This is a genomic window from Gemmatirosa kalamazoonensis, assembly GCF_000522985.1.
GTDB lineage: Bacteria > Gemmatimonadota > Gemmatimonadetes > Gemmatimonadales > Gemmatimonadaceae > Gemmatirosa > Gemmatirosa kalamazoonensis.
Map to the genome: position 1 here is coordinate 2927130 of NZ_CP007128.1, position 26387 is coordinate 2953516.

22 protein-coding genes are annotated in these 26387 nt (G+C 72.7%); 4 read left to right on the forward strand and 18 right to left on the reverse strand.

Translation table 11 applies throughout. From position 1 onward, the window contains the following. Nucleotides 1–118: 118 nt before the first annotated feature. A complete protein-coding gene (locus J421_RS12550) occupies nucleotides 119–1405 on the reverse strand; it encodes a vWA domain-containing protein (protein ID WP_025411525.1) in 1287 nt (428 codons plus the stop codon). 133 nt (nucleotides 1406–1538) lie between these two features. Here J421_RS12550 and J421_RS12555 point away from each other — a divergent pair, with 133 nt between their 5' ends. Both J421_RS12555 and J421_RS12560 read left to right on the forward strand, forming a co-directional pair. After that, the gene (locus tag J421_RS12555) at nucleotides 1539–2753 is read left to right on the forward strand and encodes an MFS transporter (protein ID WP_025411526.1); all 1215 of its coding nucleotides are present in this window, start codon (nucleotides 1539–1541) and stop codon (nucleotides 2751–2753) included. Between the two features lie 242 nt (nucleotides 2754–2995). After that, nucleotides 2996–4141, forward strand: a complete 1146-nt coding sequence (locus J421_RS12560; protein WP_025411527.1) for an acyltransferase family protein — start codon at nucleotides 2996–2998, stop codon at nucleotides 4139–4141. A 15-nt stretch (nucleotides 4142–4156) separates the two neighbouring features. On the opposite strand, the gene J421_RS12565 is transcribed toward J421_RS12560, so the two are convergent. The 3 genes from J421_RS12565 to J421_RS12575 all read right to left on the reverse strand — a co-directional run bounded on the left by J421_RS12565 (nucleotide 4157) and on the right by J421_RS12575 (nucleotide 8610). Next, nucleotides 4157–6295 (reverse strand): response regulator, encoded by a 2139-nt coding sequence (locus J421_RS12565; protein ID WP_025411528.1) that lies wholly within the window; start codon nucleotides 6293–6295, stop codon nucleotides 4157–4159. Between the two features lie 262 nt (nucleotides 6296–6557). Beyond that, a complete protein-coding gene (locus J421_RS12570) occupies nucleotides 6558–6995 on the reverse strand; it encodes a GNAT family N-acetyltransferase (RefSeq protein WP_025411529.1) in 438 nt (145 codons plus the stop codon). A gap of 127 nt (nucleotides 6996–7122) precedes the next feature. Beyond that, a complete protein-coding gene (locus J421_RS12575; protein ID WP_025411530.1) occupies nucleotides 7123–8610 on the reverse strand; it encodes a magnesium chelatase ATPase subunit I in 1488 nt (495 codons plus the stop codon). A 245-nt stretch (nucleotides 8611–8855) separates the two neighbouring features. Here J421_RS12575 and J421_RS12580 point away from each other — a divergent pair, with 245 nt between their 5' ends. Next, the gene (locus J421_RS12580; RefSeq protein ID WP_025411531.1) at nucleotides 8856–9077 is read left to right on the forward strand and encodes a hypothetical protein; all 222 of its coding nucleotides are present in this window, start codon (nucleotides 8856–8858) and stop codon (nucleotides 9075–9077) included. A gap of 116 nt (nucleotides 9078–9193) precedes the next feature. On the opposite strand, the gene ygfZ is transcribed toward J421_RS12580, so the two are convergent. The 14 genes from ygfZ to J421_RS12650 form a co-directional block, all read right to left on the reverse strand. Then, a complete protein-coding gene (gene ygfZ, locus J421_RS12585; protein ID WP_025411532.1) occupies nucleotides 9194–10438 on the reverse strand; it encodes a CAF17-like 4Fe-4S cluster assembly/insertion protein YgfZ in 1245 nt (414 codons plus the stop codon). After that, nucleotides 10435–11154: an HAD family hydrolase gene (locus J421_RS12590; RefSeq protein WP_025411533.1), complete on the reverse strand. Its 720-nt coding sequence runs from the start codon at nucleotides 11152–11154 to the stop codon at nucleotides 10435–10437. The genes ygfZ and J421_RS12590 overlap by 4 nt, the downstream gene beginning before the upstream one ends. Nucleotides 11155–11252: 98 nt before the next feature. Then, complete coding sequence (locus J421_RS12595; RefSeq protein ID WP_104022575.1) at nucleotides 11253–12326, reverse strand: OmpA family protein; 1074 nt, start codon at nucleotides 12324–12326, stop codon at nucleotides 11253–11255. Nucleotides 12327–12533: 207 nt separating this feature from the next. Then, nucleotides 12534–13862 carry a (Fe-S)-binding protein gene (locus J421_RS12600; protein WP_158508776.1) on the reverse strand — a complete coding sequence of 443 codons (1329 nt, stop codon included), beginning with the start codon at nucleotides 13860–13862 and terminating at the stop codon, nucleotides 12534–12536. A gap of 7 nt (nucleotides 13863–13869) precedes the next feature. After that, a complete protein-coding gene (locus tag J421_RS12605) occupies nucleotides 13870–15042 on the reverse strand; it encodes an FAD-binding oxidoreductase (protein WP_025411536.1) in 1173 nt (390 codons plus the stop codon). Next, a complete protein-coding gene (locus J421_RS12610) occupies nucleotides 15039–16505 on the reverse strand; it encodes an FAD-binding oxidoreductase (RefSeq protein WP_025411537.1) in 1467 nt (488 codons plus the stop codon). The genes J421_RS12605 and J421_RS12610 overlap by 4 nt, the downstream gene beginning before the upstream one ends. Continuing rightward, nucleotides 16502–17176 (reverse strand): LON peptidase substrate-binding domain-containing protein, encoded by a 675-nt coding sequence (locus J421_RS12615; RefSeq protein ID WP_025411538.1) that lies wholly within the window; start codon nucleotides 17174–17176, stop codon nucleotides 16502–16504. The genes J421_RS12610 and J421_RS12615 overlap by 4 nt, the downstream gene beginning before the upstream one ends. A gap of 1 nt (nucleotide 17177) precedes the next feature. Then, nucleotides 17178–17600 carry a response regulator gene (locus J421_RS12620; protein ID WP_025411539.1) on the reverse strand — a complete coding sequence of 141 codons (423 nt, stop codon included), beginning with the start codon at nucleotides 17598–17600 and terminating at the stop codon, nucleotides 17178–17180. Between the two features lie 43 nt (nucleotides 17601–17643). Further along, on the reverse strand, nucleotides 17644–20892 hold the full coding sequence (locus tag J421_RS12625; RefSeq protein WP_025411540.1) for a hybrid sensor histidine kinase/response regulator: 3249 nt from the start codon (nucleotides 20890–20892) through the stop codon (nucleotides 17644–17646). Between the two features lie 110 nt (nucleotides 20893–21002). After that, nucleotides 21003–21893: a sigma-70 family RNA polymerase sigma factor gene (locus J421_RS12630; protein WP_025411541.1), complete on the reverse strand. Its 891-nt coding sequence runs from the start codon at nucleotides 21891–21893 to the stop codon at nucleotides 21003–21005. Between the two features lie 429 nt (nucleotides 21894–22322). Beyond that, nucleotides 22323–22505, reverse strand: coding sequence for a hypothetical protein (locus J421_RS12635; protein ID WP_025411542.1), 183 nt, complete (start codon nucleotides 22503–22505; stop codon nucleotides 22323–22325). Between the two features lie 78 nt (nucleotides 22506–22583). Beyond that, entirely contained in the window at nucleotides 22584–23240 is a 657-nt protein-coding gene (locus J421_RS12640) for a 3D domain-containing protein (RefSeq protein ID WP_025411543.1), read from the reverse strand. Nucleotides 23241–23254: 14 nt separating this feature from the next. Beyond that, the gene (gene aroB / locus J421_RS12645) at nucleotides 23255–24343 is read right to left on the reverse strand and encodes a 3-dehydroquinate synthase (protein ID WP_201773012.1); all 1089 of its coding nucleotides are present in this window, start codon (nucleotides 24341–24343) and stop codon (nucleotides 23255–23257) included. Then, the gene (locus J421_RS12650; RefSeq protein WP_025411545.1) at nucleotides 24340–24891 is read right to left on the reverse strand and encodes a cob(I)yrinic acid a,c-diamide adenosyltransferase; all 552 of its coding nucleotides are present in this window, start codon (nucleotides 24889–24891) and stop codon (nucleotides 24340–24342) included. The genes aroB and J421_RS12650 overlap by 4 nt, the downstream gene beginning before the upstream one ends. A gap of 163 nt (nucleotides 24892–25054) precedes the next feature. Here J421_RS12650 and tyrA point away from each other — a divergent pair, with 163 nt between their 5' ends. Beyond that, nucleotides 25055–26203 carry a bifunctional chorismate mutase/prephenate dehydrogenase gene (tyrA, locus tag J421_RS12655; RefSeq protein ID WP_104022577.1) on the forward strand — a complete coding sequence of 383 codons (1149 nt, stop codon included), beginning with the start codon at nucleotides 25055–25057 and terminating at the stop codon, nucleotides 26201–26203. Nucleotides 26204–26387: the final 184 nt, after the last annotated feature.

The window sequence follows — 26387 nt, forward strand, 5'->3', positions numbered from 1 at the left end:
GTCTGCCCGCATCGGGGAGGTCGTGACGAGTCCGTGGCGTTCGGGGCGACGGTAATGTCGCTGTCACGAGTCTGTCAACGAGCGGGGCGTGCCCCGCATCACATTCCCCGAGGGGTCGTCAGCTCACCTTGCGCGTCTTCCGCCGCAGGAAGTCCATGAGGATGAACTGCCCGAGCGTCATCGTGTTCGTGAAGTACGCCTTGCCGCGGCTGATCTCCGAGACGCGCTTGACGAACTCCACGAGTGCGCGGTCGCGGGCGAGCATGAACGTGTTGATGACGATCCCCGCGCGCCGGCAGTCGGCGACCTCGCGCAGCGTCTGCGCGATGACCTGCGCGTCGAGCCCCATCGAGTTCTTGTACACCATGCCGTTGGGCATGGTGAGCGCGCTCGGCTTGCCGTCGGTGATCATCACGATCTGCCGCATGTCCTTCTTCTGCGCGAGCAGGATGCGGCGCGCGAGCTTGAGGCCCTCGGCGGTGTTCGTGTGGTACGGGCCGACCTGCGCGTGTGCGAGACGGGCCAGCGGGATCTCCTCGGCCGAGTCGTGGAAGAGCACCACGCGGATGGAGTCACCGGGAAACTGCGTGCGGATGAGGTGCGTGAGCGCGAGCGCGACCTTCTTCGCCGGCGTGAAGCGGTCCTCGCCGTAGAGGATCATCGAGTGCGACGTATCGAGCATCAGCACCGTCGCACAGCTCGATCGATACTCTGCCTGCCGCACCATGAGATCCGGGTAGTCGAGGTCCATCGGCACCTCGATCTTGCCCGTGCGGGCGAGGGAGTTCATGAGCGTCGCGTTCACGTCGAGGTTCAGCACGTCGCCGAACTCGTACGCCTTCGACACGCCGTCGGCCTCGATGCCGGTGGCGAGGTACGGCGTGTCGTGGCTGCCGACGCTCGACTTGCCCACCGCGCCGAGGATGTGGCGCAGCGTCTTGTAGCCGAGGAAGTCGATTCCCTTGTCGGTGAGCTGGAACTGCACGTCCTTGCTCGCCTTGTGACTCAGGCTGCCGCGCCCGGTGACCGGCTGCTGCGTGCTCGGCATCTGCGGCGGCGCCTGCACGTTGAGGTAGCCTTCGGCGGTGAGCCGCTGCACGATCTGGTCGAGGAGCTGCGCGAGGCTCGCCTCCGCGTCGCTCCCCTCCTGCGCGTCGCCGCGCAGTGCCTCGAGCATCTCGGGCGTGAACTGCCCGCTCTCCATGAGCGCCTCGAGGATCGCCTGACGCAGCGCGTCGAGCGAGCGGTCGGCCTCGTCGCCCGTCTCCCCCCAGTACGGGTGGTAGTGCGGGCCACCCGCGAATCCCGAGTCGAGCAGGAAGTCGGCGAGCTTGTCGAGCAGCGACTGCAGGTCGACCGCGTCGGCGAGCTCCGGGCTGTACTTCGTGTACGTGTGAAATCGCATGGCCGGAAGTTGGCAGCGATGGGGGCGCCGTGCAGGCGATACTGCATGGTGGGCTGATACACTTCGGGGGGCAAGGTCCCGGCCCCGGCATCCCGAGCGCAGCGAAGGACGCGACCTCCATTTCTCGATCGCCTTGAACCCGTTCGCGCCGCTCGTACGCCACCGCAACTTCCGCATCTTCTGGTCCGGGCAGACGCTGTCGCTCGTCGGCACGTGGATGCAGGTGATGGCCGAAGGATGGCTCGCGCTGGAGCTGACGAACAACGCGTTCCTCGTCGGCGTCGTCGCCTCCGCCGCGTCGCTCCCCGTGCTGCTGCTCTCGTTCATCGCCGGCGTGGTGATCGATCGCGTGAACCGCCTGCGGGTGGTGCAGGCGATGCAGGCGCTCATGCTCTGCCAGGCGACGGCGCTGTGGGTGCTCACGCTCACCGGGCACCTTACGATCGGCTGGCTCATCGGGCTCGCGTTCGCGAACGGCGTGTTCAGCGCGTTCGAGATCCCGTCGCGGCAGTCGCTCGTCGTGGAGCTCGTCGGCCGCGAGGATCTCGGCTCGGCGATCGCGCTGAACTCGAGTGGGTTCAACCTCGCCCGCGTGGTGGGGCCGGCGTTGGGCGCGGCCGTCATCGCGGCGTTAGGCATCGCGTGGTGCTTCGCGGTGAATGCGGCGAGCTACCTGGCGGTGCTCGTCGGGCTCTTCATGGTGCGGCTGCCGGAGCGCGAGCGCGCCGCTCCGAAGGGCTCACCGCTGGCCGGGCTGCAGGAGGGGTTCGCCTACATCTGGCACACGCCGGACGTGCGCGCCCTCATGACGATGGTGCTCGTCTTCTCGGTGTTCGGCGTGCCATACCTCACGCTCATGCCCGTGGTTGCACGCGATCTGCTCGGCCTCGGCGCGAGCGGGTACGGGGTGCTGCTCGCGGCGGTCGGCGTCGGTGGGTTCGCGGGGGCACTCTTCATCGCCGGCGCGGGCACGCGGTTGCCGCGCACACGGACGCTGGTGGCGGCGTCGGCCCTGTACGCGATCCTGCTCGCCGTGTTCTCGTTCGTGCGGTGGGTGCCGGCGGCGCGCGCGCTGCTGCTGGCGATCGGATTCGCGATGATCTGCAACGGCGCGTTGGCGAACGGGCTGCTCCAGTCGCGCGTGCCCGACGTGCTTCGAGGCCGGCTGATGGCCGCGTACTCGTTCGCCGTCGTCGGTATGGCGCAGGTGGCAGGCTCCCTCATGGCCGGTGCCGTCGCTCGCGCCGCCGGGGCGGCGTGGGCGATTCGTGGCGGCAGCGCCGTCATGCTCGGCTACGGCTTGTGGGAGTACGCGCATCGTGCGCGGCGGTGGTCCATCGACCAGTGACCTGTCGCGAGGACGTTGCGCGCCGTCGGGCGCCCGCGCCTTGGCCAATCGGCGGCGCGGGCCTAATCTAGGAGGCGTCGCTCGCTTTCCCCCTCGCTCCCGTAATGGCAGAACGCAGCACCGCAAACGCCCCCGGCTCGGACGAGGCAGTGATGACGCGTGATTTGCCCTCGTCTGGCCTGACTCCCGCGGTCGGAGCGGAGGTCGACGTGCCGTTGCGGGCCACTGGGGCCGAGGGCGTCATGCCGGCCCCGGTGGCCGTGGCGCTGCCGGCCGCCTGGCGGCGTTTCTTCACGGTCCCGATCGACGACGTGAAGGGGATTCCCGCGCTGGAAGCGGTGCGCGGAATCGCCGCGAGCCTCGTCTTCCTGGTGCACTTCCAGGCGGCGTTCGGCCGCCTACTGCTGCCGCGCGGCTCGTCGCCGATGCGCGTCGGAGCGTACCTGGCGCAGGTCGGCTACCACGGCGTCGACGTGTTCTTCGTCCTCAGCGGCTTCCTGATCTATGGGTCGCTCATGGGACGCCCGACCCGGCTGCTGACGTTCTTCCGCCGGCGCGTGCGGCGCATCTACCCCACGTTTCTCGCGGTGCTGGGGATCTACCTGCTGCTCGGGTTCGTGTTCCCCGCGCGCAGCAAGCTGCCGCCCGACGGGACGCTGCTGTACGTGTTGAAGAACGCGCTGCTGCTGCCGGGCGTGTTCAAGGTGAAGCCGATCATCACCGTCGCGTGGTCGCTGAGCTACGAGATCTTCTTCTACATCGGGCTCGGATGCATCGTCGCCGGCCTGCGCTTGCGCAGCTGGCCGCGGCCCGTGCGCATCGCGTTCGTTCTCGGGTGGCTGCTGGTGTGGGTGCTGGCCGGCACCTACGTGCAGCACCTGGCGAAGAGCTTCGTGCTCTTCCTGCCGGGAATCCTCGTCTGGGAGATCAGCAGCATCGAGCGCGTGCATCGGTGGCTCGGCCGGATTCCGAGTGCGCTCGTTTGGGGCGTGTTCCTGTTCGCCGTGTGCAGCGTGCCGCTGCTCCGCCGACAGCCGGCGCTCGCGGGCGTGCTCACCGCGTCGCTCACGCCGGCGACGTTGGTGTTCTGCGTGCTCGCCTTCGGCATCGGCGTGTTCGTGCTGTGCGCGAGCAACCGCACGAGTCCCGTCTCGCGCTCGCTCTCCTCACGACCGCTGCGCGCGATCGGCATCGCGAGCTACTCGTTCTACCTGATTCACGGACTCGTCACGAACACCGTGGCGATGGTCTTCTGGGGCCTCGCCGGCCAGCGGCTGTTCGCGAACGGTCCGCTGATCTATGCCGCGCTGATGCCGGTGGTGTATCTCGCGTGCGTGGCGGGCGCCGTGGCGCTGTTCCAGCTCGTGGAGCGGCCGGCGTCGCTCTGACCGGGCAGCGCAACGTCAGACCGCGCTGGGCTGCTCCGCGTCGAGCACCGCGCGCACCTCGGCGCACAGCGTGTCGGGCGTGAACGGCTTCGCGAGCAGCGCCACGTCGTCGCTCGACACCCCGCGGTGCAGCACCTCGTCCTCGGTGTAGCCGGTCATGAACAGCACCTTCAGCGCATGCCGGTCGCGCGCGAGCAGCTCCGCCAGCTCGCGGCCGCTCATCCCCGGCATCACGACGTCGGTGAGCAGCAGGTCGATCTCCGGATGGCGCCGCGCGACCTCGATCGCGGACGGCCCGTCGGCGGCGGTGATCACGCGGTAGCCGCGGCGGATGAGCGTCTCGCGCGCGATCGCGCGCACGGCCTCCTCGTCCTCCACGAGCAGGATCGTCTCGTCGCCGCCGACGGCGAGCTGCGGTGCCGGCGGCGTGCGGCGCTCCTCGGCCGGCTCGTCGACGCGCGGCAGGTAGACGGCGAACCGGCTGCCCGCGCCCGGCGCGCTCCACACGCGCACCGCGCCACCCCCCTGCTGCACGATCGCGTACACCGTCGCGAGACCGAGCCCCGTGCCGCGCGCGCGGTCCTTCGTCGTGAAGAACGGCTCGAAGATGTGTGTCTGCGTCTCGGCGTCCATGCCGACGCCGGTGTCGCGCACCTCGAGCACGGTCCAGCGGCCCGGCGGCACGTCGGGATGGTGCGCGTCGTCGTGCTCCACGTGCACGTCCGACGTCGAGATCGACAGCACGCCGCCGTCGGGCATCGCGTCGCGCGCGTTCAGCGCGAGGTTCAGCACCACCTGCTCGACCTGACCGGAGTCGGCGAGCACCGTGCCGGCCGACGGCGAGAGGTCGCTCTCCAGTCGGATGTGCTCACCGATCATGCGGCCGAGCATCGGCTGCAGTCCTTCCACCACGTCGTTCACGTCGAGCGCGACCGGCTGCATCACGCGGCCGCGACTGAACGCGAGGATGCGCCCCGTGAGGCCCGCCGCCCGCTGCGCGGCGTCGCGGATGGCGGAGAAGTCCTCGCGCGTCTCGCTCGGCAGCCCCTCGTCGGAGAGCGCGAGGTCGCAGTAGCCGAGGATCCCCGTGAGCAGATTGTTGAAGTCGTGCGCGATGCCGCCGGCGAACCGGCCTAACGCTTCCATCTTCTGCGCGCGGCGGAGCTGGTCCTGCGACTCCTGCAGCGCGCGCTCTGCGCGACGTCGCGCCGTCACGTCGAGCGACACCGAGAGGCGCACGGGCTGCCCCTCGAACTCCGTGATCACCGTGAACACCTCCACCTCGGCGATGGAGCCGTCCTTGTGCCGGTGGCGCCACACGCCGGTGGAGCTGCGCTCGCGGAACCCCTGCGCCTCCGTGAGCGCGCGCGACACGGCGAGGAACCGCAGCCGCTCCTCCGCCGGCCGCAGGTCGAGCAGCGTGAGATGCGTGAACTCCTCGCGCGTGTAGCCGTACTCCGCGCACGCCGCGTCGTTCACGGCGAGGATGCGGTGCGTCGCGAACTCGGAGAGGAACAGCGGCAGTGGACACGCCTCGAACAGCAGCTGATAGCGCTGCTCGATGCGGCGGAGCGCGGCGGTGCGTGCGTCGATCGTGGCCGCCATCTCGTCGAACGTCGAATCGAGCGAGCCGACGACCCTCCGCCCGACGACCGCGGCGAGGCCTAACGCGAGCGCCAGCGCGGCGGCCGTGAGCAGCACGTCCCGCGCGACCTCTCCTCGCACCGCGGCGTCCGCGGCGCGGCGCGGGACCGCGACCCGCACACGCCATCCCGTGGCCGGTGCCGTCGCGAACGCGGCGAGCCACGGCGCCCCGTCCGATCCCACGACCTCGATGGCCTCGCGCCGGCCCGCGTCGGGCAATGCCGCGAGATTCGGCATGCGCCGCCCGACCAGCTCCTCGCCGCGCGGGCCGTGGCCGAGCACCACGCCCTGCGCGTCGAGGATCGTGATGGTGGCTCCGTCGGGCAGGCGCGCGCCGCGGAATGCGTCGGCGATCACGGTGCCCGCGTCCCGTGCGCGGTCGTCGAGCCGCGCGGCCACGAGCCCCGCGACGTCGAGCGCGCGCCGCCCCGCCTCCACTCGCGCGGCCGTGACCCGCTCGCGGACCCGCAACGCGGTGCCGAGCACGAACGGCGCGGCGACCGCACACACCAGCGCGATGAGCAGTCCGCGGACGCCGAGCCGCGGGCGTCGCGAAAACGGTCCGCCCCGAGCCGCCGACGGCGGCCTTCCGGGAGCATGTGATGTCGCGGCTGACGGCGACTGGGGCATCGTCGAGCGAAGGGTCGAGCGGCGGCCGGCGACGGGCGTGGGCGCCGCAAACCCTCTTGACGCATGACCACTGCCGCAGGCAACGCCGGCGTGTGCGTTACGTCACACGACGACGCGCTCGAGCCCGCCCGGAAGCTCGCCGTCAGCGGGAGCGCGGGACGGCGCGGGTTCGCAGATGCTCCACCACGGTGAAGCCGAGGGCGTCCCAGGCCGCGTTGCCCACGTCGTTGTCGGCGGCCGAGTGGAGGCGCATCTCGTCCAGGTCGCGGGTGGTGCACCACTGCGCCGCGGCGTCCAGCAGGGCGTGCAGCACGCCGCGCCGCCGCTCGGCGGGGACCACGTAGACCGACGCCACGTAGCCGTAGCGCGAGGGGTCGAGCAGCGGCGAGCCGCGGCTCTCCATGCACCGCAGCACGCCCACCGCACATCGTCCGCGCTCGGCGAGGAACGTCACCTCGTCGGGCGCCACGAGCTGCGCCGCGAACAGCCGGCGTGCGCGCTCGGGCGCGTCGGCGCGCAGCCGGCCGTAGACCGGGTTCCCGGCGTGCTCGCGCAGCAGCGCGAGACGGAACGCGAGCACCGTCTCGAGATCGTCGGCGGCCGCGGCCCGGATGGACAGCCGGGACTCGGGACTCGGGACTCGAGACTCGTGCCCCCCGAGTCCCGAGTCCCGAGTCCCGAGTCCCGAGTCCCGGCGCCTCGGCGTACTACGCACTCAGCCCGCCCCCGAACATGTCCTGCCCACCCGACGATCGGCGGCGCTGCTCCGGCTGCGCGCGGCCGTACTGCCCCGCGTCGGAGCGGGAGATCTTGCGGCGCGCGACGAGTGCCTCGAGCGCGAGCTCGCAGGCGGCGACGGTGAACGCATCGTCGTCGGGCGTCGCGAGGCCGACGTGGTGCACGACCTCGGTGAGTGCCGGCACCGTGCGGAACGCCTGCGCCGCGACCTTGGGCGGCAGGTCGTCGCTCACCTGCAGCGCGCCACCCTCGTCGAACCACATGATGACGTCGTCCACGTTCACGCCGCCGGCGCGCGCGCGGAACGTCGCATCGGCGGCGCGGCGAATGAGCTCGCGCGCGATCGCGTGGCCGCCGACGAGCTCTCCCTCGTATTCGAGCTCGATCTTGCCGGTGATCGCGGACTGTGCGGCATAGATGTCCGAGATGCGCGGCACGACCTCCTGCTCGCCCGACAGCACGGCGCGCCGCTCGGCGTTCGAGACGACGTTCTCGAGCACCGTGATCGGCATGCGCTGCGACACGCCGGAGCGCTTGTCGATGCGCTTGTCGGTGCGCGCCTCGAACGCCACACGCTCGATCACCTCGAGCACGAAGTCGGGCACGCGCACCTTCCGGCCGTCCAGCGACGGGCGGTCGGTCCACGCTTCCTGCCGCGTGATCGCCATCCCGAGCTCCACCTCGTCGGGATAGTGCGTGAGCACCTCGGACCCGATGCGGTCCTTCAGCGGCGTGATGATCTTGCCGCGCGCCGTGTAGTCCTCGGGGTTCGCCGTGAAGCAGAGCAGCACGTCGAGCGAGAGCCTAACGGGATAGCCTTTGATCTGGACGTCGCCTTCCTGCATGATGTTGAACAGCCCGACCTGCACCTTGCCCGCGAGGTCGGGGAGCTCGTTCAGCGCGAAGATGCCCCGGTTCGCGCGCGGCAGCATGCCGTAGTGGATCGTCAGCTCGTCGGAGAGCAGGTGTCCGCCGCGCGCGGCCTTGATCGGATCGACGTCGCCGATGATGTCGGCCACCGTGACGTCGGGCGTGGCGAGCTTCTCGACGTAGCGCGCGTCGCGCGACACCCACGCGACCGGCGCGTCGTCGCCGGCGTCGTCGATGAGGGTGCGCGCGTACTTCGAGATCGGCGCGAACGGGTTGTCGTTCACCTCACTGCCGGCGACGATCGGCATCTCGGGGTCGAGCAGCGTGACGAGCGCGCGCAGGATGCGCGACTTCGCCTGCCCGCGCAGTCCGAGCAGGATGAAGTTGTGTCGCGAGAGCAGGGCATTGACGATCTGCGGCATCACCGTGTCCTCGTACCCGAGCACGCCGGTGAACAGCGGACCGCCCGACGCGAGGCGCGCCAGGAGGTTCTGCCGTACTTCGTCCTTCACCGAGCGCGTCGCGCGTTCGGGCGCGCCGAACGGCGAGCGCTTCAGGGCGCCGAGGGTCTGCGGGAGTGATGCCAAGGGGGCTCCTGTCCGTGATTGAGATGCGACCTGCTGTAACGTTCGACGCGGTCACGACGCGCGCAACTCTCGCGCGAGCGACGCGCGACGCATGCGCGAGAATGCGAACGCGTTGCCGCTGCACGACTTAATCCGCGGCGGTCTTGACACCTCCGGAGGCGCGGCTAGTTTTCCGCCGAATCCGGGCCCAACCGTCGGGCGCGGGTCTCCAATGCAGTTCATACCGCCCTCCTAGGAGATCGTCGATGAAGCGCCTTGCCCTGGTCGCCGCCGTGTTCGCTCTCGCCGCTTGCTCCACGAAGGAGCAGGCCCCTGCCGCCGACACCGCCGCCCCGGCGATGACCCCGGCCCCGTCGACGACGCCTGCGCCCGCCGCGACGGACAGCAGCGCGATGAAGATGGACAGCGCCGCGATGAAGTCGGACACCGGTGCGATGAAGCACGACACGGCGACCAAGAAGCCGTAAGCGATCTCGCTCGCATGGGCCCTCGGCGGGGCGCGGCACTCGGTGCTGCGCCCCGCCGTCGCGTTCATGGCCGTCGCGCGATCCAGCGCGCGTTTGCAACGCCGCGACGACGTTCGTTACAACGGGAAGGGCAGTGGGCCGACGGTGACGAACCGATCGCCGCTCGCGCCGTCGCTCGACGCGTCGGCCGTGCGCACGACGAGCGTCGCGCCGAGCGCCACCTCGCGCCGCACCATGCCGAGCGCGATGCCGCCGATGCGCGGCGAGACGGCGACGCTCCGCACGTCGCCGACGTCCCGCCCGTCCGCGTCGAGCAGGCGCGCGCCGGTCGGCAGCAGCCCGTCGTCGGGCGGATACGCGAGCCCGCGCAGATGCCGGTTCACGTGTCCGCGGAAGTGCACGCGCGCGACGACCTCCTGTCCGGTGTAGCACCCCTTCGTGTACGAGATCGCGTGCAGCTCGTCGAGGTTCGCCTCCTGCGGGATCGTCGTGTCGTCGACGTCGACTCCCCATGCCGGGCGCCCCGCCTCGATGCGCGCGACGTCGTAGGCGCGCAGCCCACCGGGCACGACGCTCGACGCGCGCGCGACGCGCGCCCACGCCGCGTCGAACGCCGCCGTCGGTGCGTACACGCCGAAGCCGTCGAGTCCCAGGTCGGGGAGTCGCACGACGATCAACGGTCCATCTCCGGTCTCCACCGTCGCGTGCCCGTACGGCGCGAGCGTGGCGAGCGCCGACGGCGGCAGCGCGAACGCTTCGGCGACCGCGTCGCGCGCGCGCACGCCGTACACGGCGAACAGGCGCACGTGCTCGGTGACGCGGCGGTACGCGGCGAGACGCGGGTTCACGAACTTCCGCACGACGCCGTCCCATCCCTCGGCCGCGCTGCCCGGCACGTCGACGAGCACCGCCGCGGCGGTCGGCCACGTCGGCTCGACGGTCGTACCGTCGCCGGCGCTCGGCGCTGTCGCGGCGCGTGCACGGACCGACGGTGCGGGACCCGGTGCGATGGTCGCGTCGGCGAGCGCGAGGAGGCGCAGGTCGGCGACGATGCGTCCCTTCGGGGTCAGCGCGGCCGCGTACGCGCCGTGTCCCGGCGTGAGCGCGACGACGTCGTTCGTGACGAGTCCCGCGAGCGTCTCGCGCGCCTGCGCGCCCTGGAAGATCCACAGGTCGCGGTCGCCGTGGTCCACGAGCAGTGCGCCCGTGCGGAGCGCGGCGTACTCCGTGGCGGGATCGCCGTAGTCGAGGACGACCGGCCGACGCGGCGCCTGCTGCGGCGCGTTCGGCTGCGCGCTCTGTTGCGCGCCCGGCGCGGCGGTCGCCGGCGGCGCGTCAGCGGGAGACGACGGAGAGGTCATGTGCCTCGCACTCCGCGAGTGACGACGAGTTCCACGAGCGCATCGTAAGTCAGGGCCTCGGCGCTCGCCACCCAAACGCCGCGTTCCCTCGCATCGGGCGCGCCGCGGCACACGCCGAGCGCGAGCACGCCGGCCGCGGCTGCGGCGGCGATGCCGTCGGGCCCGTCCTCGATCGCGACGACCCGCTCCGGGGCGAGCGGTCCGATGCGTGCGAGCCGAGCGAGCGCGCGCAGATGCGCGGCGGGCGACGGCTTGGGGGCGGCGACGTGCTCCGCCGCGACGACGACCCGCACGATCCCGTCGAGCTTCGCGAGCGCGAGCACGTCGTCCGCGAGCCGGGCCGGCGCACGCGTGACGATGGCGAGCGTCACGACGTCCGCAAGCGCATCGATCGCGTCTCGCGCGCCGGGCACGAGCGACACGCCGTGCGCTGCACGGTCGGCGAAGGAACGCGTCGCGGCGAGCGCCACGAGGTCCACGTCGACCGCGTCGAGCCCCGGCGCGCCGGGCTCGCGCGCGAGGAGCTCGGCCGCGCGGGCCGCGGCGACGGCGGGCGCGCGGCCGTCCGCCGCGCGCGCGAGCAGGTCGTCGGGGAGGGCGAGGCCGCGCCCGGCCAGCGCGTCGGCCAGTGCCGCGCGGCGCGCGGCGACGGTGTCCGCGAGGACGCCCTCCAGCTCGAGCAGCAGCGCTGCGGGGCCCGGGCGGTCGGCGCGCACGTCAGGAGCTCGAGGGCACCAACGGCCGACGCTCCACGTCCGCGCGGGCCGGGGCCGGCGAACGTGGAGCGTCGGGTGCGACGACTGACGCGGGTGCGTCAGGGCGCGCCGTTCTGCAGCTCGATGAGCACGCGGCGGTTCGTCGCGCGCCCTTCCGGGTTCGTGTTGTTCGCGACCGGGTTCGTCTCGCCGGCGGAGCGCTGCGTGATGCGCGACTGCGAGACGCCCTTGCTCACGAGATAGTCCGCGACGGCCTTCGCGCGGTTCTCGCCGAGTCGGGAGTTGTAGCTCTCGCCGCCGATCGCGTCGGTGTTACCGGTGACGACGAGGTTGAGGTTGGACGCCTCGGGACGGGCGAGGGACGACGCGACGTCGTCGAGGATGCGGCGTGCGTCGCTGCTCAGGTCGTACTTGTCGAAGTCGAAGTTCACGACGCCGATGACGACCGTGGCGCCGCGGGCGAGACCCCCACCACCACCAGCGCCGGCGCTCGGCGACGGCGTGGTCGCCTCGGCGATGCGGTCGCGGAAGATCGTGTCGACGCGCGTCTGCGTGACGCGCACGGTGTCGTAGCGCGTGACGATCGTCGGCACCGACGCGGCGTTGCGGAACAGGCCACTCAGGCCGACCTGGAAGTTCGGCGTGAACGTCGCCTTGCGCGGGTACGGGTTCGCGCTGTCGTCGGCGAACACATAGTAGCCGTTCGCCTCGAACCGGGCGCTGATCCGGTTCGTGAGATACCAGCGCAGGCCGACAAGGCCGCTGATGCCCTGGCCGCGCGGCGCGACGAGGCGAATGCGGCCGAAGCCGTCGTACGCGTAGCCGGCGCCGATCATGAAGCTCGTGCGCGCGGCCCGCGGCGTGTTGTAGAGGAGCCGGGCCTGCCAGAGCGTGTGCGACACGTCCTGCAGCGAGTCCGGCACCGTCGCCGTGTTGCGCTTCTGATTCGAGACGCCGAATGAGGCCTCACCCTCGACCGACAGGCCTGGAAAGATGTAATACCCGAGGCGGCCGCCTCCGGCGAAGACGTTCTCGACGTTGAGCGTGTCGGGCTGGATCGTGTAGCGCCCAAACCCGCCGACCTCGATGGCGCTGCGCCGCTGCGCGGACGCAGCGGCAGGCAGCAGGACGGACACCGTAGCCAACGTGGCGACGACAGAGCGAGTTCTCATGTTGCCTTCCGTAGTATGGTCCAACCGCGGGAGTGAGGACGCCTGCGGACGATGCAACAGTCGTGCGCGACGGCTGAGCGCGTTCGTCGCGCCGCACCACGCCCTCGACGGCGTGCGGCCGCCGGAAATTGCGCCTGAAAGCTCGCCAATCCGGTTCGCGACGCAAGCGGGCGACGGCGACGTTTTCTCTCGGCGAAACGTGTGTTTCTAGGCCGGCGCCGCGCGCTCGCCGCTCGCGTACGCGGCGTCGAGCAGGTCCACGGGATGCAGCACGCGTGCATGCGCGCCGGCGCGACGCAGCCCCGCGCCGAGCTGCATGAGACACCCGGGATTGCCCGTCGCGACGAGGGCCGCGCCGGTCGCGGCGATGTGCGCGAGCTTCGGTGCGAGCACCGCGTCGGACGTGTCGGGCTCGACGAGATTGTAGATCCCTGCGCTGCCGCAACACTGATCGCTGTCGGTGAGCGCGACGAGGTCGACGCCACGCACCGCGCCGAGCACCTGCAGCGGCGGCAGCGACACGCGCTGCGCGTGCAGCAGGTGACACGGCGCGTCGTACGTCACGCGCAGCGGCGCGCTCGTACCACCGCCGTTCGACCGCAGCAGGACGGGTCCGCCGGTCGGCCGCGGTCCCGCGGCGACGAGCAGCTCGCTCACGTCGCGCACGCGCTCCGCGACCGCGCGCGCGCGCGCTGACCACGCGGGATCGTCGGCGAGCAGCTCGCCGTACTCCTTCATCATCGCTCCACATCCCGCGGAGTTCACAACGATCCACTCCGCGCTCGAGCGCTCGAACGCGGCGACGTTCGCGCGCGCGAGTGCGCGCGCCGCGTCGAGGTCGCCCGCGTGCGCGTGCAGCGCGCCGCAGCACGCCTGCCCGCGCGTGTCGGCGAGCGCGTAGTCGTTCTCGCGCAGCACGCGCTTCGTCGCCGCGTTCGTGTGGCGGAACAGCCCGCGCATCACGCATCCCTCGAGCAGCGTCGCGGTGCCGCGCGCGCCCGTGCCGCGCGGCGTCCACCGGCGCCCGCGCAGCGGCGCCTCGGTCGACGCGAGCATCGCGAACGCGAAGCCCATCCGACCCGGAAGACGCGACAGGAGCCGGGGCAGCCGCGTGGCGCGAAGCACGCGCGCGCCGAGGAGCGCGAGCGACAGAAGCGCGCGTCGCGCGAACACGGCGAGGATGACGCGCGCGACGAGCGGCGGCGGCTGACGCGTGTACAGCGTGGCGCGCATCGCCTCGAGCATGTGGCCGTACGGCACGCCCGACGGGCACGCGGTCTCGCACGCGCGGCAGCCGAGGCACCGGTCGATGTGCGTGCGGACGTCGGCGTCGTCGGCCGGCAGCGTGCCTTCGAGCACGCTGCGCATGAGCAGGATGCGGCCGCGCGGGCTGTCGTTCTCGTCCTCGAGATTGACGTACGTGGGACAGGCCTGGAGGCAGAACCCGCAGTGCACGCACGCGTCGATCCCCGGCTTGGCGGCGGCGAGCGGCGAGTCGGGCAGCGCGCAGGGCGCGGTGGAATTGGGAAGCAGCACCATGCGGCTACAGGATGCCGGGATTGAGTATCCCGTGCGGGTCGAACGCGCGCCTAACGCCGAGCGTCAGGCGGTCGGGCTCGCGCGGCGGCGCGAGGTGGGCGCCGTGCTCCGCCCACAGCGATGCGGGCAGGCGCTCGACGACGACCGCCGGCGCCGCGTCGCCGACGTCGAAGCGTGGGAGCCCGAAGCCGGCGTCGCCCGGCAGGATGAGGCGCGCGATGCCGCGCTCCACGCTCGCGTGCGCGAGCACGCCGAACGCGCCCGCGGCGGGAGAGAACAGCTGCGCGCACAGCGCCGCGAGGCGCGACGGTCGCGCCGACACGCGCACGACCGTCGCGACCGCAGGCTCCACGGCGCGCAACCGGCGCCACACGTCGCTTCCCACGTCGGCGACGTCGCCCACGCCCGCGAGGTCGGCGAGCGTCGCGCGCTGCGCGCGCACGAGCGCCTCGTTGCCCGCGAGGCGCGCGAGGAGCAGCGGTCTTTTCACGAGCCCGAGGTGCTCGGCGAGCGGCGCGTTCGCGAGCTCCAGCGCCCACGCGGACAGCGGTGCGGCGCGCAGCCGGGCGAGGAAGGGCTGCAGCGCGTGCGTCGACGGCAGCGGCGCGGCGACCGTGACGTCGAGCTCCGGCATCGGACGCAGCCGCACGGTGATCTCGGTGAGCGCGCCGAGCGTGCCCCACGCGCCGGTGAGCAGGCGCACGAGGTCGAAGCCGGCGACGTTCTTCACGACGCGGCCGCCGGCGCGCACGATCTCGCCGGAGCCGTCGACGAACGTGAGCCCCAGCACGTTGTCGCGCGGCGTCCCGAACGCGTGGGCGAGCGGTCCCGCCGACGCCGTGGCGACCGTGGCGCCGAGCGTGCCCTCGCCGAACGGGTCGAGCGCGAGCAGCTGCCGCTCGGCCGCCGTGACGCGCGCGATCTCGGCGAGCGGCGTCGCCGCGCGCGCGGTGAGCGTCAGGTCGCCGGGCACGTAGTCGACGACGCCGCTGAGCCGGTCCAGCGGCAGCGACGCGTCGGCCGTCACGGGCCGCCCCGCGTCGAGCCACGTGCCGGCGCCGACGAGGCGGAGCCGCGTGCCGCGCGCCGCGGCGTCGCGCACGAGCGATGCGACGTCGGCGGTGTCGTTAGGCGCGCCGACAGGCGGCGGCGCGACGGACTCGGTCGCCGCGCTCACCGACGGAGCTGCGGCGCGGCCAGCCACTCGCGGCACGAGCGCGCGGGGACGACCTTGCCCGGGTTCGCGCGCCGCTCGGGATCGAAGACGTCGCGCAGTCGACACATCGCGGCGAGCGTCGCGTCGTCGAACACGAGGTCCATGTAGCCCTGCTTGTCGAGCCCCACGCCGTGCTCGCCCGTGATGGTGCCGCCGGCGTCGACGCAGACGTGCATGATCTCCGACATCGCCGCATGCACGCGCGCCGCCTGGTCCGCGTCGAGCGCGTCGTACGGGATGGTCGGGTGCAGGTTGCCGTCGCCGGCGTGGAAGAAGTTCGCGACGGCCACGCGGTGCGCGGTGCCGATCGCCTCGATGCGCGCGAGCACGTCGGCGAGCCGCGTGCGCGGCACCACCGCGTCCTGCAGCACGAGGTGCGGCGCGAGGCGTCCCATCGCGCCGAACGCCTTCTTGCGTCCCTGCCAGAGCCGCGCGCGGTCGGCCGGGTCGCTCGCCGCGCGCACGCTCCGCGCGCCAGCCTCGCGGCACAGTGCCGTCACGCGCGCCGCATCGTCGTCGATGCCGTCGGCGAGGCCGTCCAACTCGCACAGCAGCACCGCGGCCGCGTCCTGCGGGTAGCCGGCGGCGAAGATCGACGCCTCGACCGCGCGGATCGCGGGGCCGTCCATCACCTCGAGCGCCGCCGGCGTGATGCCGGCCGCGATGATCGCCGACGTGGCGTGTGCAGCCGCCTCGAGCGACGTGAAGTCGGCGAGCATCGTGCGCACCGCCTGGGGGTCGCGCGACAGCCGCACCGTCACGTCGAGCGCCACGCCGAAGCAGCCCTCGCTGCCGACGAACGCGCCGAGCAGGTCGTAGCCCGCGCGCTCGCCGTCGGCGCTGCCCAACGTCACGATCTCGCCGTCGGGGAGCACGACGGTGCAGGCGAGCACGTGGTTCAGCGTGACCCCGTGCTTCAGGCAGTGCGGGCCACCGGCGTTCTCTGCGACGTTGCCGCCGACGGTGCACGCCGTCTGGCTCGACGGATCGGGCGCGTAGTGCAGGCCGTGCGGCGCGGTGGCCCGCGTCAGTGTGGTGTTCACGACGCCCGGCTCCACGACCGCGAGACGATCCTCGGGCTCGACGGCGAGGATTCGCGTCAGCCGGTTCAGGCCGACGATCACGCACCCGTCGGCGAGCGAGCCGCCGGAGAGCCCCGTGCCCGCGCCACGCGGCACGAACGGCACGCGCTCCGCCGCGAGCGCGCGGACCACGGCGACGGTCTCGTCGCGCGTGCCGGGGAGCACGGCGAGCGACGGCTGCCGGTGGTAGCCGGGGAGCCCGTCGGAGTCGTACACGCGCAGCTCGCTCGTGCGGCGCAGCACGAAGCGCTCGCCGACGATGTCCGCGAGCCGACGCGCGAGGCCGTCGGGCAGGGAAGGCCTAACGGCGTTGGGCAGCGTGGCCGTCGTCCCGTCGCTCATGCGGCGCCGAACGCGTCGGCCGGTCCGTGCCCGTTGCCGCGCGCGCGCCGGTGCGTCGCCGCGCGGTCCTCGACGCCGGGAACGGCGCGCTCGAGCAGCGATGCCACGGTGACCAGCCGCGCGAGCGGGGAGCGCGACACGAGCAGCGCCTGCCGATCGGCACGGTCGAAGTCGACGAGCGACGCGACGCGGAACGCGACGAGCGCGGGGTCGTCGGGGAGGTCGGGGAGCGGGGCGTCGTCGTCGGCGATGGCGCGCGCGGCGCGGGCCACGCGCGCGAACGCCGAGCGCACGCGCTGCGCTCCGTCGTCGAGCGCGGCCCGGTCGTCACCCGGCTCGTCGTCGTAGTCGGCGACGAGCGCGACGTGATAGGCGTGCGGCGCGTCGACCAGTCGCTCGAGCGCGAAGCGCCGCGTGCCCTCGACGAGCACGTTCGCGCGGCCGTCGGCGAGCATCTGCACCTCGCGCAGCTCCGCGACGCAGCCGACGTGGCCTGCGGGGAGCGCGCGCTCGGGCTCACCGCCCGTGAGGATGATGCCGAAGCGGCCGTCGCCGTCGCGGCAGTCGGCGAGCATCTCGCGGTAGCGCGGCTCGAAGATGTGGAGCGGCATCACCGTGCCGGGGAACAGCACGAGGGGCAGCGGGAACAGCGGGAGACGCCGCGCGATCACGTCACTGCGCGCACACGCGCTCCACGATCGCGCGGAGCTCGGCGAGCTCGAACGGCTTGCTGAGCACCGGGCACGCCGCGCGTCGCAGGAACGCCGCCGCCTCCGGCGACACGGCGTCGCCCGTGGAGAGGATCAGCTTGCGCAGCAGCTCCGGGCGCTCGCGCTCGATGCGCGCATGGAGCTCGATGCCCGACAGGCCCGGCATGCGCAGATCCGTGATGACGACGTCGTACGTCTCGGCGGAGACATCGTCGTCGAGCAGCAGCGCGAGCGCGGCGTAGCCATCCTCGGCCTCGTCCACCGCCCAACCCTGGCGCTGGAAGAATCGGCGCAGCGCGAAGCGGATGACCGGCTCATCGTCCACGAGCAGCGCGCGGCGGCGCGGCGGCGTGGGTTCGGGCGATGGATGCGACGACTCGGACATGTGCCCCGGATGATGACTGCACCATCCGAGGGCGGCAAGTGCGTCAGGACGCGATGGCGCGGGTGGTGGCGCGCTCGACGAGCCCGTCCAGCGTCGCGAAGCGGAACGGCTTCTCGAGCACCGGACAGCTCGTGCGCTCCACGAACTCCGCGGCCTCAGGCGAGACGAGGTCGCCGGTCGCGAAGATCAGGCGATCGAGCAGGTCGGGGTACCGCTCCGCGACGCGGTCGTGCAGCGCGGCGCCCGAGACGCCGGGCATCCGCAGGTCGGAGATGACGAGATCGTAGCTCGGGGCGCGCCCCTCGGCACCGTCGACGAGGCGGTCGAACGCGGGGCCACCGTCGGCCGCCTCGTCCACCTCCCAGCCGCGTCGGACGAAGAACCGGGCGAGCGCGCGACGGATCGCCTCCTCGTCGTCGACGACGAGCACGCGACGCGGGCCCGCCACCGCCGACTCGACGGCGGCCGGCGCGGCGACGCCGGTGTGCGCGACGGCGGGCCCGTCGACGAGCGGGAGCGCGAGGACGAGACGCGCACCGCGGTCGTGCGGGGCCTCGCGGTTCTCCGCGCGCAGCGTCCCCCCGTGCCGCTCCGCGATGCCGAGCGACACCGACAGGCCGAGCCCCGTGCCCATGCCCACGGGCTTCGTGGTGAAGAACGGCTCGAATACCCGCGGCAGCACGTCGCGCGGAATCCCCGGCCCCTCGTCCTCGACCGCCACGCGCAGCTCGGTCGGCGTGGCCGACGCGACGACGCGCACCGTGCCGCCGGGCGCGGCCTGCAGCGCGTTCACCACGAGGTTCGTGAGCACCTGCTCGATGGCGACGCGGTCCACGCGCACCCACCCGAGATCGCCCGCGCTCACGTAGTCGACGCGCGACCCGGCGGAGAGCGCCTGCCGCTCGAGCGCGCGCACGGCATGCGCGAGCACCTCGGCCGCGGGGAGCGTCGTGGGGTCGCCGTCGGAGCCGCGCACGAACGAGAGCAGGTCCCGCACGATCGCGCGGGCGCGCGACGCCTGCTCCTGCAGCAGCACGAGCGTCTCGCGCTCGCGATCCGTCGCGCACTCCTCGAGCAGTCCCTCCGAGAACAGCAGCACCGCGGCGAGCGGGTTGTTCAGCTCGTGCGCGACGCCGCTCACGAACTGGCCGACGGCGGCGAGCTTCTCGGCCTGGCGCAGCGCGTTCTCCGCGGTGCGCAGCGGCGCGAGGTTCTCCACGTAGCAGAGGAAGTGCAGACTGGCACCGCGCGCGTCGCGCACGCGCTGCGACGTGACCCGCACCGGCATGGTGCCGCCGTCGAGGCGACGCCAGATCGCCTCGCCACACACCGAGTCCTCGCCCGCCTCGTGGCGACGCACGAGCGCGGCACGCGCGCCCGGCTCCGCGAACAGCGCGCCGACGTCGGTGCGGAGGAGCGACTCCTCGGACGGGTGGCCGAGCATGTCGACGAGCGCGGGGTTCGCGGTCATCACGCGCCCGTCGAGCGTGACGCGGCAGATGCCGTACGGCGAGCGCTCGACGAACGCGCGTGCGCTCGCCTCGGAGCGGCGGAGCGCGTTCGCGGCGAGCTCGCGCGCTGTGACGTCGCGGAAGCTCCACACCCTGCCGACGACACGGTCGCCGACGCGCTGCGGGCGCGACACGCGCTCGACCTTGCGGCCGTCGACGAGATCGAGGACGTCGTAGCCCTCGAGGCTCGGATCGGCGTAGAGCGCGCGCACGCGATCGGCGAACTCCTTCGGCTCGCGGATCTGGCGGCGCGCCGCGGCGACCATCGCTTCGTCGTCGCCGCCGCGCACGAGCTCCTCGGAGATGCCCCAGATGTCGAGGAACTTGCGGTTGTACGCGGTGACGCGCTCGTCGAGATCGACGACGAGCAGCCCGTCGGCGGTGGACTCCAGCGTCGCGCGCAGCAGCGACAGCGTCGCCTCGCGCTCCGCCTGGTGCCTAACGCGCTCGGTGACGTCGCGCACGATGAACGTGTAGATGCGCTGGTCGCCGGCGCCGGCGCGCGTGATGACGCCCTCGACGGGGAACCATGTGCCGTCGGCGCGCATGGCGAACGAGGTCTCGCGGCCCCCGAAATCGAGCGACGGCGTGGCGCTCGCCATCCACGCGCGCAGATTCGCGAGGTGCGTCTCGCGCAGCGCGGGCGGGATGAACGTCACGAGCGGCTTGCCGATCGCCTCGTGCGCGGGGCAGCCGTAGGTGCGCTCGGCGGCACCGTTGAAGAACGTGATCTGCAGCGCGTCGTCGACGGCGATGACGGGGTCGAGCGACGAGCGCAGCGTGTCGACGAGGCGTGCCTCGCTCGCCGCGACCTCCCGCAGGCGGCGCGTGCGCTCCGCGCGCGAGACGAGCGCCGCACCGCATCCGACCGCGAGCAGCACGGCGGCGAGCAGCAGCGCCTCGCCGCGGAGCTGGCTCGCGAGCACGGAGTCGATCTCGCTGCGGTCGACCTGACGGACGACGGCCCACTCGGTGCCGGCGACGTGGCGCGCGCCGGCGATGACCACGCGGCCGTCGGGGCGGGGGACGAGCCCGTGCGCGACCTGGCCGCTCACGGCGCGCACGAACACGGCCGGCGCCGTCGCCCACGGCTCCTGCTCGAGGGCAGCGCGGGCGTGCGGGCGATCGGAGCCGCCGATGACGACGAGCGAATCGCCGACGCGCGCGACGAGGCGTCCGCGCTCGGTGCCACCGCCCGCCGCCGACGACTTCAGCAGCGGGACGAGCGACCCGTACGGCGTGGAGCGGAGCACGACGACGAACGGGCTCGCCGCGCCGACGGTGATCCCCGCGCTCGCGCCGCCCGCGGCGTCGGCGCTCGCGACGTAGCAGAGCGTGAGACGGCCATCGTCGCCGCGGAACGGGTCGCAGAGATGCGCGCGGCCGTCGGCCAGGCTGGCTCTCGCGGCGCGGTACTCGGCCGGATGTGGCGCGCCGGCTCCGGCGGAGCCGATCAGATGCCCGGCGGAGTCGATGACCCAGACGTCGACGTAGCCGTGGCCGTCGCGGACGCGGTGCACGATCGGGTCGAGCAGCGCGAGGTTCGGGCGTCCACCGCGCGGGAGCGCCGGAGCGACCTCACCGGCGACGGTGGCGGCGTCGTAGCGCCGCTCCTCGATCCACCGTTCCACGGCGGCCTCGGTCGACGCCGCGTTTCCCTCGAGCCGCCGCTCCACGCGCTCGTACAGCCCTGCGCGCACGACGCTCGCGCGCCAGACGCCGGCACCGCCGAGCGCGAGCGCGCCGGCGGCGGCGAGGGCGGCGGTGGGCCATCGGCGCATACGGACCGGGAGGGGAGCGGAGGGAGCGGGGCGACGTGTAGCCCGCACAGCAGACGAGGGGACGCGGTGGTGGTCACCGCGCCCCCTCGTTCAACGATCATACGTTTTCGTCAGGCGACGTTCCAGAACCCGGCGAGCGCGTTGCCTTCGGGAGACTCGCGCAGCTTCTCGAACGCGCGCTCGCGGATCTGGCGGATCCGCTCGCGGGTGACGCCGAGCAGCTCGCCGATGCGCTCCAGGGTCATCGCCTCGCTGGTCTCGTCGAGGCCGTAGTACAGGTACAGGATCTTGCGCTCGCGCGGCGTGAGATGGTTCCGGAGCGCGCGGTCGATGTGCTCCCGCATCAGCTTCGAGTCGGTCGTCTCCTCGATGTCGTCGTCGGTGGCGACGAAGCGCTCGCCGAACGTGCTCGCGTCGCGATCGGAGCGGTCGACGGGGGCGTCGAGCGAGACCTCGGAGGTGGTGAGCTGCCGGGCGGCCCGGACCTCGTCGGGGCTCTCCTCGAGGAGCTTCGCGAGCTCGGCGTCGGTGGGGTCGCGCTTCAGAACCTGGGAGAGGATCGTCTCCGCGCGGCCCATGCGGATAAGCGCCGAGTTCTGATTGAGCGGGATGCGCACGGAGCGCGTCTGCTCGGCGAGGGCCTTGAGGACGGCCTGGCGGACCCACCACACGGCGTAGGAGATGAACTTCACCCCCTGATCGGGATCGAACTTCTTCACGGCCTTCAGGAGGCCCTCGTTCCCGATGGCGACGAGCTCGGAGAGGTCGAGCCCGTGGCCCTGGTACTTCTTCACGTACGAGATCACGAACCGGAGGTTCGCCGTGACGAGCCGCTCGGCGGCGGTCTGGTCACCCTGCTGTGCCCGGCGAGCGAGGCGACGCTCCTCTTCGGGGTCGTTGATGAGGGGAAGGCGTTGGATGTCCTGGAGGTATTGGTCGAAGGCGGTGGAAGGAGACGAGCGGAAGTAGTTCCGGGTCCGACCTTCGGTCGCTTGCTGCATGGACGCTCCTCACCGTGGCGGAGACGTTGAGCGCGCAGCCCCTCCGTTGCGCGCGGGGCCCAGCGGGGTGCCACGATAAGGCCGAGTACGGGGGCCGTCAACGAAAAAAACGCCGTCGGTGGTTAGCGCCGGCAAACGAGGGCAGGAGGGCAGGAGGGCACGAAGCGAGGGCAGGAGACCCTATCGCTCTCCTGCCCTCCTGCCCTCCTGCCCTCCTGCCCTCCTGCCCTCCTGCCCTCCTGCCCTCCTGCCCTCCTGCCCTCCTGCCCTCCTGCCCTCCTGCCCTCCTGCCCTCCTGCCCTCCTGCCCTCCTGCCCTCCTGCCCTCCTGCCCTCCTGCCCTCCTGCCCTCCTGCCCTCCTGCCCTCCTGCCCTCCTGCCCTCCTGCCCTCCTGCCCTCCTGCCCTCCTGCCCTCCTGCCCTCCTGCCCTCAGGTCGTGGGCGGCGGATCCTTCGGGCGGGTGCGCGTGGTCGCGGTCAGGATGCCGAGGCCGATCAGCACGACGACGCCGACGCCGATCCAGGTCGTCGGGACGTTCAGCAGGTACGCGCCGATCGCGAGCCCGACGATGACGAGCAGATATCCGATGAGATAGGTCCCGAACGATGACATGGCGTACGCTCCGTCGACGGGTGACGCCCGCGTACGAGGCAAGTGCGGGGCCAGGCTCGGCCGCCGTGCCGCCCGCGATCAGTCGGCGGCGACGAGCGTCGCGACGCCGGAGCGGGAGCCGAAGCGACGGGCGTCGTCGCAGTCCGGCGTCCAGATGTCGATGCGCGTGCCGCGGATCCGCTTGCCCGTGTCGTCGACGAGGAACCGGCCGATGAACCGGCCGCCGGCGAACAGCTCGACGTGGCGGGCGAGCGGGAAGACGCGCGGATCGGCCGCGATGATCCCCGGCCGCACGGGACGGCCGCGCCGCGTGCGGCCCTGGAGGCAGTACGCGGTGAGCGTGACCGCCACGGGCTCGCCGGGGCGCGCCCGGGCGAGGAGGCTCCGCAGCCCGATGAGCTTCGGCACGAGCGCGCGCGACAGGTGCAGCCGCGGCGTGAGGAGCGGCGACGCGAACTCGCGCACCGTCTCGAACGGCTTCGGGAGCGCGCGTTTCTTCTTCGGCGTAGTAACCGGCTCGGCCGCGGAAGCCGGTGGCGCAGCGACGACGAGGACCGGCGCGTGCTCGGGCTCCGCCACGACGGTCGCCGGGGAGACGGCTACCTCTTCCTGCTCGTCATCGGCATCGTCGTCGAGGAAGCGGCCCACGGCGACGACGCCGGCGAGCAGCACCCATCCGACGAACACGAACAGCCCCGGACGACGCGCCAGCGGACGACGGCGGCGGCGGTCCATGGTGCGCCCGCCGGTCAAGCGAGCACCTCCAGCAGGAGGGCGTCGTCGAGCGGCATCGACCAGCGGCCGCCGGCGCTCGCCATCGCGCCGATGCGCTCGGGGAGCGCGTACTCGACGCGGCCGGCGCGCGCCTTCTTGTCGCCGCGCGTGGCCTCCAGGATCGCATCGGGGGCCATGCCGGCGGGACGGCGCCGCGGGAGGCCGGCGGCGTCGAGGGTCGCGCGGATGGCGTCGGCGGTGCCGGCGACAGCGATGCCCGCACGTTCGGCGGCCTCGGCCTCCATGGCCATGCCGATCGCGACGCACTCGCCGTGGAGCAGCGAGTAACCGCTCAACGTCTCCACGGCGTGTCCGATCGTATGTCCGAAGTTCAGGATCTTGCGCATGCCTCCCTCCCGCTCGTCGGCCGCGACGATCGCGGCCTTCGTGGCGACGCTGCCGGCGACGACGTGCGCGAGGAGCGTCGTCGCGTTGTGACCGTCGGGCGCCGTGAGGAGCGGCAGCGCCGCCCGCACCGCGTCGAAGTACGCCGCGTCCGCGATCACGCCGTGCTTGACCACTTCCGCGAGCCCGGCGACGAGCTCGCGCCGCGGCAGCGTCGCGAGCACCAGCGGGTCGATGACGACGGCGGCCGGCGGATGGAACGCGCCCACGAGGTTCTTCCCGTGCGGCGTGTCCACGGCCGTCTTGCCGCCGACCGACGCATCGACCATGGCGAGCAGCGTCGTCGGAACCTGCACCACCGGCACGCCCCGCATGAACGTCGCGGCGACGAACCCGGCGAGATCACCCACCACCCCACCCCCCACGGCGACGACCGTGGTGTCCCGCCCGCAACCGGCCGAGAGCATCGCGTCCGTCAGCCGCGCCCAACTGTCGCGAGTCTTCTGCGACTCCCCCGGCGGGACGTCGAGGCGGAGGGCGTCGGGCAGCATGCCAGCCACAGCATTGCCGTGGAGCGGCCCGACCGCTGTGTCGGTGATCACAACGTACCGGTGGGCCGGCGCGACCCGGGCGACGAGCGCGCCGATGTCCGCGAGCAGCCCGGGGGCGACCCAGACGGGGTAGGGCAGGACGCCGCCGGCGGCGTCCTCGCGAGTCACCACGTCACCTCGCCGGCCCCGGCCCGCCGGTTCGCGACGCGCGCGAGCACGAACAGCAGGTCCGACAGCCGGTTCAGGTACTGCACCGCGAGGGCGGGGATCTCGATATCGCGCGCGAGCGCGACGACGCGACGCTCGGCGCGGCGGCACACGGTGCGGGCGACGTGCAGCGCGGCGGCCTTCGGCGTGCCACCGGGGACGATGAACGACTTCAGCGGCTCGAGCTCGGCCTCGCCGTCGTCGATCGCGCGCTCGAGCTGCGCGATGCGCCCCTCGTCGATGCGCGCCTTCTCGAGCTGCTGCTGCATCTTGTCGCGGTCGGGCGTGGCGAGCAGCGCGCCGATGGCGAAGAGGTCGCGCTGCACGGGCACGAGCACCTCGTCGATGCGCGGCATCATCTCGATGGAGCGCGCGAGGCCGAGGGCGGCGTTCAGCTCGTCGACGTCGCCGTACGCCTCGACGCGCGGATGGTGCTTGTCCACGCGGCCGCCGCCGAACAGCCCCGTCGTCCCCTGGTCGCCCGTCCGTGTGTAGATCCGAAGACTCATGGAGGGCGAATCTAATCCCCGGTGTGGCGGCGCTGGTACGGCGGCGCTGGAACCTCGGCGCTGATGCTACGGCGCTGAACGCGCGCGGCAGCAGCGCCGCCGTTCCAGCGCCGAGCCATCAGCGCCGCCGTTTCAGCGCCGCCGTAGAGTAAATTCGCCGTCCATGAGCTCCGAGTCCTCCCCCCGTCCGCTCCCGCTGCTGCGCGCGATGATCGACGCGCTCGATCGGGAGCTGCTGCAGATCATGGCGCGCCGCATGTCGCTGGTCGCCGAGGTGGCGGCGTACAAGCGCGCGCACGGGCTGCACATCCGCGACGTCACGCGCGAGCGCGAGGTGCTCGCCGATCGGGCGCGCCACGCCGAAGCGTTAGGCCTGCCCCCCGGCGAGATCGAATCGATCTTCCGCCTGCTGCTGCGCGCGAGCCGCGACCAGCAGGCCGCGTTGCGCGCCGAGGTCGCGCCCGACGTGGCGCCGCTCACGGTGGCGATCGTCGGCGGGAGCGGCGGCATGGGGCGCGTGATGGCGCGCGTGTTCGGCGATCTCGGACATCGCGTGCTCGTGGTGGACCTCAACACCGAGCTGCGCGCCGAGGAGGCGGCATCGCTCGCCGACGTGACGATCGTGAGCGTGCCGATCGACGCGACGGACGCGGTGATCCGCGCCGTCGGGCCGCACGTGCGCGAGGACGCGCTGCTCGCCGACGTGACGAGCATCAAGGAGGCGCCGGTCTCGGCGATGCTCGCGTCGACGCGCGGGAGCGTCGTCGGCACGCATCCGATGTTCGGCCCGAGCGTGCACACGCTGCAGGGGCAGCGCGTGGTGCTCTGTCGCGCGCGCGGCGACGCGTGGGCGGAGTGGCTCACGCAGGCGTTCGTGGCGCGCGGCCTGGTGGTCACGGAGACGACGCCGGCGGCGCACGACCGCGCGATGTCGGTGGTGCAGGTGCTGACGCACTTCCAGACGCAGGTGCTCGGCCTCACGCTGGCGCGGTTAGGCACCCCGCTGCCGGAGACGCTGCGCTTCACGTCGCCGGCGTATCTGCTGGAGCTCTACGTCGCGGCGCGCCACTTCGCGCAGTCGCCCGGCCTCTACGGCCCGATCGAGATGCGCAACCCGCGCTCGGCCGACGTCACGGCGGCGTTCGAGCAGGCGGCCGCGGAGCTGTCGGAGATCGTGACGTCGGGCGATCAGGCGCGGTTCGGCGCGATGTTCGAGGAGGTGCGCGCGTTCTTCGGCGGCTTCACGGCGGAGGCGCTCGAGCAGTCGTCGTTCCTGATCGACCGGATCGTGGAGCGGACGGAGACGGCGTGACGGGGGGACGGCGGGACGGCTAACGGCGGGACGCCCGAGTGCGGGACGATCAACGGCGGGACGATCAACGGCGGGACGATCGAACGCGGGATGGCTCTGGGGCGGGCGGAGGCGAGAGGCGCGTTCGGTGCGCGGGGGCGTGGCTCCTCGAAGAGACCATCCTCCCAGTGGTTTGGAACGCGGA